Consider the following 6,703-nt stretch of genomic DNA (forward strand, 5'->3'; position numbering starts at 1 on the left):
TATGATACAACCAATCGGCATTCTGGATTCGGGAGCAGGCGGGTTGACGATTGCAAAAGAGATTGTTAACCTCCTGCCTTTTGAAGATATAATTTATTTCGGAGATAATCTTTATTGTCCGTACGGTGATAAGACTATCGAAGAAATACGGAATTTATCCGCCAGGCTGGTAAAATATTTTATTGGACAAAACTGCAAACTGGTTGTGGTTGCCTGTAACACGGCCACGGTGGCCGGGATTGATTATCTTCGTTCTAAATTCGATATTCCCCTGGTGGGTGTTGTTCCTGTTGTTAAAACCGCCGCTAATCTTACTAAAACCAATACTTTTGGCGTGATTGCCACGAAGTTTACCATTGAGAGCAATTATCAGAAGGAATTAATCCGGAAGTTCGCGCCGGATAAAAGGGTAATAAACCAGCCCTGTCCCGGAATTGTGGAGTTAATAGAAAAGAATAATATAAAAAAAAATGAAATTGAAATAGAAGGCTTGTTGAGGAAATATTTAACTCCGCTTCTTAAAGAAAAAATAGATGTCCTGGCCCTAGGTTGCACGCATTACGCGCTTGTCCGCAATTTAATTCAAAAAATAACCGGGCCGGGTATTCATATCCTCGATTCAGGAGAAGCTGTTGCCTGCCAGGTGAAAAGAGTTTTAACAAATAATAACCAGTTAAACGGATTAAGGGAACCGGCATACAAATTTTACTGCAGCTCTTCTTCTGAAAATTTTGGTAAAATGGTAAAAACAATTTTTAAAAGTGATAAAATAGTGATTGAAAAAATCAATCCGTAAATAGAAAGGCAGATTTTGACATGAGTAAAATTTTACGTCCGGACGGCAGAAAATACAATGAAATAAGAAAGGTAAAGGTGACCCGTAATTTTATTAAATTCGCGGAGGGGTCGGTACTTTTTGAAATGGGAGAGACAAAAGTAGTTTGTACCGCTTCAATTGAAAATAAAGTCCCGCCTTTTTTAAGGGATTCAGGCCAGGGATGGATTTCAGCGGAATATAATATGATTCCGCGTTCCTCGGAAATAAGAATTCCAAGAGAGGGGTTGTCCATAAAACCCAGGGGGCGGACACAGGAGATCCAGCGGATTATAGGAAGGAGCCTGCGGAGCGTGGTCAATCTTGAGAACCTGGGGGAGCGGACAATATGGCTGGATTGTGATGTTATACAGGCCGACGGAGGGACGCGGGTGGCTTCGATTACCGGATCGTTTATCGCGCTGTATGACGCTATCAGGCATGTTAAAAAGGAAGGAAAGATGAAAGACAGAATATTAAGGGATTTTATCGCGGGCGTCAGTGTAGGGAAAGAAAAAGACCAGAAACTGCTGGATCTTTGTTTTAAAGAAGATTCGGCGGTTGACCTGGATTTAAATGTTGTAATGACCGCGGGAGGCCGGTATGTGGAAATTCAGGGGACAGGGGAAAAGAGGCCGTTTGAAAAACAAGAGCTGGAAGAACTACTGGAATTGGCGGGTAAAGGCATTAGGGAGCTTATAAAGATTGAAAAAGAGGTTTTGAAAACGGAAGAATTAATATAGTGTTGTGCAGCCAATTTTAGGATAGTAGTATAGGGTGTTGCCTGATTTTTTGCTTTAGTCAACTTTTTTGAATAAATCTAAGGCTCATTTTGGACGATTTCCACAATCCTATCTAATAGCATTATCTTGCGTCGTGGAAATCGAAATTCCAAAATTTCGCCAAGATTTATTTACAAAAATGTTTTAATTTCGCAAAAAATCAGGCAATACCCTATAGCACATGACTAACTAAGGAGAAAATTTGGATATTGTTGTGGCAACCCGGAATAAAGGGAAACTGAAAGAGATTAAGGAGATACTTAAGGGTTTAGATGTTAACCTTCTATCATTAGATGATTTTTCTGATTTGCCTGATGTAGTAGAAGATGGATTGACGTTTAAGAATAATGCGCTAAAAAAAGCGAAAATTATTTCTGAAATAACTGGATTCCCGGTTATTTCAGATGATTCGGGACTTCAGATTGATGTTTTGAACGGCCAGCCGGGAATACATTCCGCAAGGTTCTCAGGGGATAACGCGAAAGACGCTGATAATATAAAAAAAGTCCTGGATTTAATTAAAGATGTACCGGAACAAAAAAGGACGGCAAGATTTAAAGCTGTCCTCTGTTTATATTTTTCAAAAAGGAAAGTAAAATTTACTGAAGGGACATGCGAGGGCAGGATGATTTTTGCTCCACGAGGGGAAAATGGTTTTGGGTACGACCCTATTTTTGTCCCGAAAGGTTATAAAAAAACATTTGCGGAACTTAGTGGAAAGACAAAAAACCGTATCAGTCACAGGGCAAAGGCGATGAAGGAAATGAAGAAGATAATAGGCTCTATGGTAAAGGGTGCGGGCTCTGGGGCAAGAAAGTTTTTTTCTTAGCCCCTCCCTGGGGCAGGAACCTTTTTGAGACTATACCCTTGACCCAAGACCCTTATGCGTACAATATTAGTTATTTTTTTTATAATTTTAGCCTTATTTTCTTCTACTTACGCCTTTACCTCAACAAACTTAAACGGGCAGGAAATCAATTCGGAAGAAGATATTTACCGGTTTTACCATGAAGGGTTGATAGAATATTTTGACTACCTGCGTCTTTTGGACATCTTTGAAAATAAGATTGATATTAATCAGGCGGGCATTGAGGATTTGCTGGATTTGCCGGGCATTGACATAAAAACAGCCGAAAGAATTATAGAATACCGTGAAAAATCAGGGGACTTTTCCAAAATTTTCGACCTTCAAAAAGTCCCATTATTATCAAAAGATGTTTATAAAAATATCAGAAACTTTGTTGATATATTTCCTTTAAAAGAGGGCGGTTTAGTCCGCGTTAAACTCGAAGAAGACCCTCTTGATGATGAAGGGCTTTATGTTTATCACAGGCTCCGGTATCAAACGCCCTGGTTCGGTTTTGGATATATTTTGGAAAGGGACGAGGAGGTTGATAATTATTCGATAGAAAACGGAAATCCAAAAAAGCAGGACGAGGAAATCAAATTCCGTTTAAAAAAGAAATATGTTTTACTTAAGGATTTTTTTGGCATAAAGAATATTACAGCGGGTGATTACACACTTAGATTCGGGAAGGGTTTGGTCATTGGGAATTCTTACAGCAGAAATAGAATCGGGATATTGCCGGACCTTTCCCTGTATGATAAATTTTTTGGGACCGCCCTGGAATTAAAAATAAATTGTGTTACATTAACCCCTTTTTATTCAAAAAACAAGCTTAATAATAATGGTTTCCCGGATGTTTACCAGGAAGAAATAAAAGGATTAAATACAATATTTGATGTGACGAAATATTTTAATTTAGGAGGAACGTATTATAAATCCGGAATAAAAAAGGATTTCGATTTTAATCTAAACGGCTATCCGGACGGTAATGAGGCGGAAGTTTCAGGCATGGATTTTTCTTACAGGTATGGATCCTTTAGATTTTCAGGGGAAACAGCTAAAGTTAAAGGAAAAGGCGGCGGCAAATATATGGAATTATATTATGATTTAAAAAAAGTTTTTTCTCTAATCTCTTTTCGCGATTACGCGCCGGATTTTTATAATCCCCACAGCCAGTCTTTCTCCCAGGAAGATGATGAGCCTGATGACAGGGATGAAAGGGGATTTTATTTTGAATCAAATTTCAAATTCAGAAGGGACTTTACTATTAGAACATCTTTTGACCAATGGTCCCATCCTGGAAGAAAAATAACGGACAGGGAATTGACCGGGCAGATAAGTTATTATCCCGTATCATTTTTACGTTTATGGTTAAAACGCAGGATTAGAGGCGAAGATTTGTACGGACAAGAAGATAAGGGAATAAAAGATTATATAGACGGAAGATTTTACATATGGAGAAAATTTGAACTGGATGTTTTTTACGGACAAAATGAAAATAAAGAATTTGGAAGTGAAAATATTGTTGATAATTTTTGGGGAACAGAAGTAAAATTAGAGAGTGATAAAAATATTTTTCTTATACGGGCAAAATTTAATGACGATAATATTACTATCGCGGGGGATAAAAAAAGAGAATACTATTTTTACGCGAAATTAAGAGAAATCAAACAAGTTACATTAAGTTTTAGTTTTAGAGCCGTGCATTCGAGTGAAGATATTTTCCCGAATCCCGAGGAGATATACAGAATAGTTTTTGATTGTGTCTGGTAAATGGAAAAATCTGTCCAATTAACTTGACAATGCAATCAAATTATTGTAAACTGTTTCCGCAGATAATCATTATTGATTATATAGGGAAATGAAATGAATTATACAGAATTTAAAAACAAATTTCAGGGACTGCCTGTTATTTTGAGCAGAGAAGTTGAAAAGCAGGGAAAAGACAGGCAGGTCGTTCGTAATCAGCTTAACCGCTGGCAGGATAAGGAATTAATTATCAAGTTGAAGCGGGGGATGTATCTTTTGAATGAAAATGACAGGAAGATCAATCCCAGCCGCAGTTTTATTGCCAATCAGCTGTTTTGGCCTTCATATGTAAGCCTGGAATACGCGCTTGGTTTCTATGGGTTAATTCCGGAAAAAGCCGTGGATGTAACCTCGGTTACCACAAAAAAAACGTACTGTCTTGAAAATGGATTCGGCCGGTTTGTTTATCAGCACATTAAACCTTCGGGATTCAGAGGTTTCAGGAGCGTGAAAGAGGAAGGCGGGATTTCATTTTTTATCGCCGAACCCGAGAAGGCGGTAGTTGATTTTTTATATCTAAATCTCAGAAAATTCGCGCGTTCTTCAGGCGATGTGTTCAGAGATTCTTACCGTTTTCAGAATCTGGGCATATTGAGAAAAAGAAGGATTATTGAACTGGCGCGGCTTTTTGGAAATAATGGCTTAACAAAAGCTGTGCGTGAATTTTGTGATTTCATAAAAGAGGAAAATTAAAAAATGATCGAAATTATTAAACAACAGTTTAGCCAAAATATGTCAACTGAAGAAAAAACCAACAGGGCGCGTGAATTTCTGCAAATTGCAGCTTTAAAGATTATTTATGAAAAAAAGTTATTTGACAATATTACTTTTACGGGCGGCACATCTTTAAGAGTTTTGTTTAACCTGAGGCGTTTTTCAGAAGACCTTGATTTTTCGCTGTCCAAAAAGAAGGGGTATGATTTTGCTGTATTAAACTCGGAGCTTATTAACGGATTTAGCCTCCAGGGTTTGAAAGTGGAATCCTCGTTTAATGAAGAAAAAACTGTTCACAGTGCTATGTTTAAATTTACCGGATTGCTGAAAGATCTGGGGCTTTCTCCGCTGAAAGAACAAAAATTATCTATTAAAATTGAAGTTGATTCAAATCCGCCTGATGGGGGGCATATCCAGAATACTTTTGTGAATAAAATCTATCTTTTTAATGTGGCGCATTTTGATTTGCCGTCAATGTTAGCGACCAAACTGCATGCCTGTTTTTACAGAAAATTCACCAAAGGAAGAGATTTTTACGACTTTTTTTGGTATTTAGGAAATAAAATTAAGCCGAACTTCACGCTGTTTAACAATGCTGTGTTGCAGACCGAAGGCTATAATCCGGAAATTGACGAGGGTAGTTTTAAAAAATTTCTTATGGAAAATATTGAAAAAGTGGATTTTGATAAAGCCAAAAAAGATGTGGTGAGGTTTTTGGAAGATAAGTCTGAAATAAATCTTTTTGATTTAAAAGTACTCAAAAGTGCCATTGAATCAGTATGGTAAAAAAGGCTGAAGGGTGTAGGTTCTATGGTGAGATGGTTTTTCCCATAGGCCCTTGAGCCTTGAGCCAATACCCTTTTTGACCAAAGCCTGGAGCTAATATTATGCAACCAGTGTTAAAAGTGGATAATTTAATTTCCGGTTACGGACAGCTTGAAATTGTAAAAGGAGCATCTTTAAAAGTTTCAAAGGATGAAATTGTTTCTATAATCGGCCCGAACGGAACAGGCAAATCGACTTTATTAAAGAGCATTTTTGGATTGGTTAAAAAATTCAACGGCAGTGTTTTTTTTAATGATAAAGATATAACAAATCTAAAGCCGTATCAAATCGTCCGGAACGGTGTATGTTTTGTCCCGCAGGATAATAATGTTTTTCAGTCATTGACTGTGAAAGAAAATCTGGATATGGGTGCTTTTGTGCGCAAGGATAATTATGATAAAAGTATAGAAGAAGTTTTTAAAATTTTCCCTCTTTTAAATAATTTTAAAGATAAAAAAGCGGGGGATTTATCCGGCGGCCAACAAAAAATGCTTGCGATAGGCATGGCTTTGATGTTAACCCCGGAGCTTTTGCTTCTTGATGAACCTTCCGCGGGCCTTGCCCCCAATATGGTTGAAGAAATGATGAGGAAGATTAAAATGATTAACAGGGAGGAAAATGTCGCTATTTTGATGGTTGAACAGAACGCAAAAAAGGCTTTGTCTGTTTCGAACCGGGGATATGTTCTTTCCATGGGCAAAAATGAGTTTGAAGATACCGGGGAGGCGCTTTTAAACAATCCGGATATCGGCAGGCTCTATCTTGGAGAATAAAATATATCCTGCTTAAAAAGGACTATCCCCAAAAAATAGACATAGAAAACAGTAAGTAGTTGTGAAATAAGGAATAAATAAAAAAAGGAAGTGTAAAAGCATAATTTTTTATATTTTTCAAAAAAATGGGGATACTTTT

The 6,703-nt window shown here is 37.4% G+C and carries 7 protein-coding genes; all 7 read left to right on the top strand.

Translation table 11 applies throughout. The features are described from left to right. Window position 1 precedes the first annotated feature (1 nt). The 7 genes from murI to AB1498_00290 all read left to right on the top strand — a co-directional run bounded on the left by murI (window position 2) and on the right by AB1498_00290 (window position 6,564). Entirely contained in the window at window positions 2-796 is a 795-nt protein-coding gene (murI, locus tag AB1498_00260) for a glutamate racemase (GenBank protein ID MEW6086733.1), read from the top strand. 20 nt (window positions 797-816) lie between these two features. Beyond that, a complete protein-coding gene (gene rph, locus AB1498_00265; GenBank protein MEW6086734.1) occupies window positions 817-1,557 on the top strand; it encodes a ribonuclease PH in 741 nt (246 codons plus the stop codon). A 241-nt stretch (window positions 1,558-1,798) separates the two neighbouring features. After that, a complete protein-coding gene (locus AB1498_00270) occupies window positions 1,799-2,425 on the top strand; it encodes an XTP/dITP diphosphatase (protein MEW6086735.1) in 627 nt (208 codons plus the stop codon). 54 nt (window positions 2,426-2,479) lie between these two features. Then, window positions 2,480-4,216 (top strand): helix-hairpin-helix domain-containing protein, encoded by a 1,737-nt coding sequence (locus AB1498_00275; GenBank protein MEW6086736.1) that lies wholly within the window; start codon window positions 2,480-2,482, stop codon window positions 4,214-4,216. Window positions 4,217-4,309: 93 nt separating this feature from the next. Further along, window positions 4,310-4,945 carry a hypothetical protein gene (locus tag AB1498_00280; protein ID MEW6086737.1) on the top strand — a complete coding sequence of 212 codons (636 nt, stop codon included), beginning with the start codon at window positions 4,310-4,312 and terminating at the stop codon, window positions 4,943-4,945. Window positions 4,946-4,948: 3 nt separating this feature from the next. Next, window positions 4,949-5,752 carry a nucleotidyl transferase AbiEii/AbiGii toxin family protein gene (locus AB1498_00285; GenBank protein MEW6086738.1) on the top strand — a complete coding sequence of 268 codons (804 nt, stop codon included), beginning with the start codon at window positions 4,949-4,951 and terminating at the stop codon, window positions 5,750-5,752. Between the two features lie 101 nt (window positions 5,753-5,853). Further along, window positions 5,854-6,564 carry an ABC transporter ATP-binding protein gene (locus AB1498_00290; protein ID MEW6086739.1) on the top strand — a complete coding sequence of 237 codons (711 nt, stop codon included), beginning with the start codon at window positions 5,854-5,856 and terminating at the stop codon, window positions 6,562-6,564. The last annotated feature ends 139 nt before the right edge of the window (window positions 6,565-6,703 follow it).

The sequence above is a fragment of the bacterium genome (assembly GCA_040754625.1).
Classification (GTDB): domain Bacteria; phylum JACRDZ01; class JAQUKH01; order JAQUKH01; family JAQUKH01; genus JAQUKH01.

Excerpts from the sequence above, each read along its gene's own strand:
- AB1498_00275 (MEW6086736.1), top strand. The coding sequence starts at position 2,480 with ATGCGTACAATATTAGTTATTTTTTTTATAATTTTAGCCTTATTTTCT.
- murI (MEW6086733.1), top strand. The coding sequence starts at position 2 with ATGATACAACCAATCGGCATTCTGGATTCGGGAGCAGGCGGGTTGACG.
- AB1498_00285 (MEW6086738.1), top strand. The coding sequence starts at position 4,949 with ATGATCGAAATTATTAAACAACAGTTTAGCCAAAATATGTCAACTGAA.
- AB1498_00280 (MEW6086737.1), top strand. The coding sequence starts at position 4,310 with ATGAATTATACAGAATTTAAAAACAAATTTCAGGGACTGCCTGTTATT.
- AB1498_00290 (MEW6086739.1), top strand. The coding sequence starts at position 5,854 with ATGCAACCAGTGTTAAAAGTGGATAATTTAATTTCCGGTTACGGACAG.
- rph (MEW6086734.1), top strand. The coding sequence starts at position 817 with ATGAGTAAAATTTTACGTCCGGACGGCAGAAAATACAATGAAATAAGA.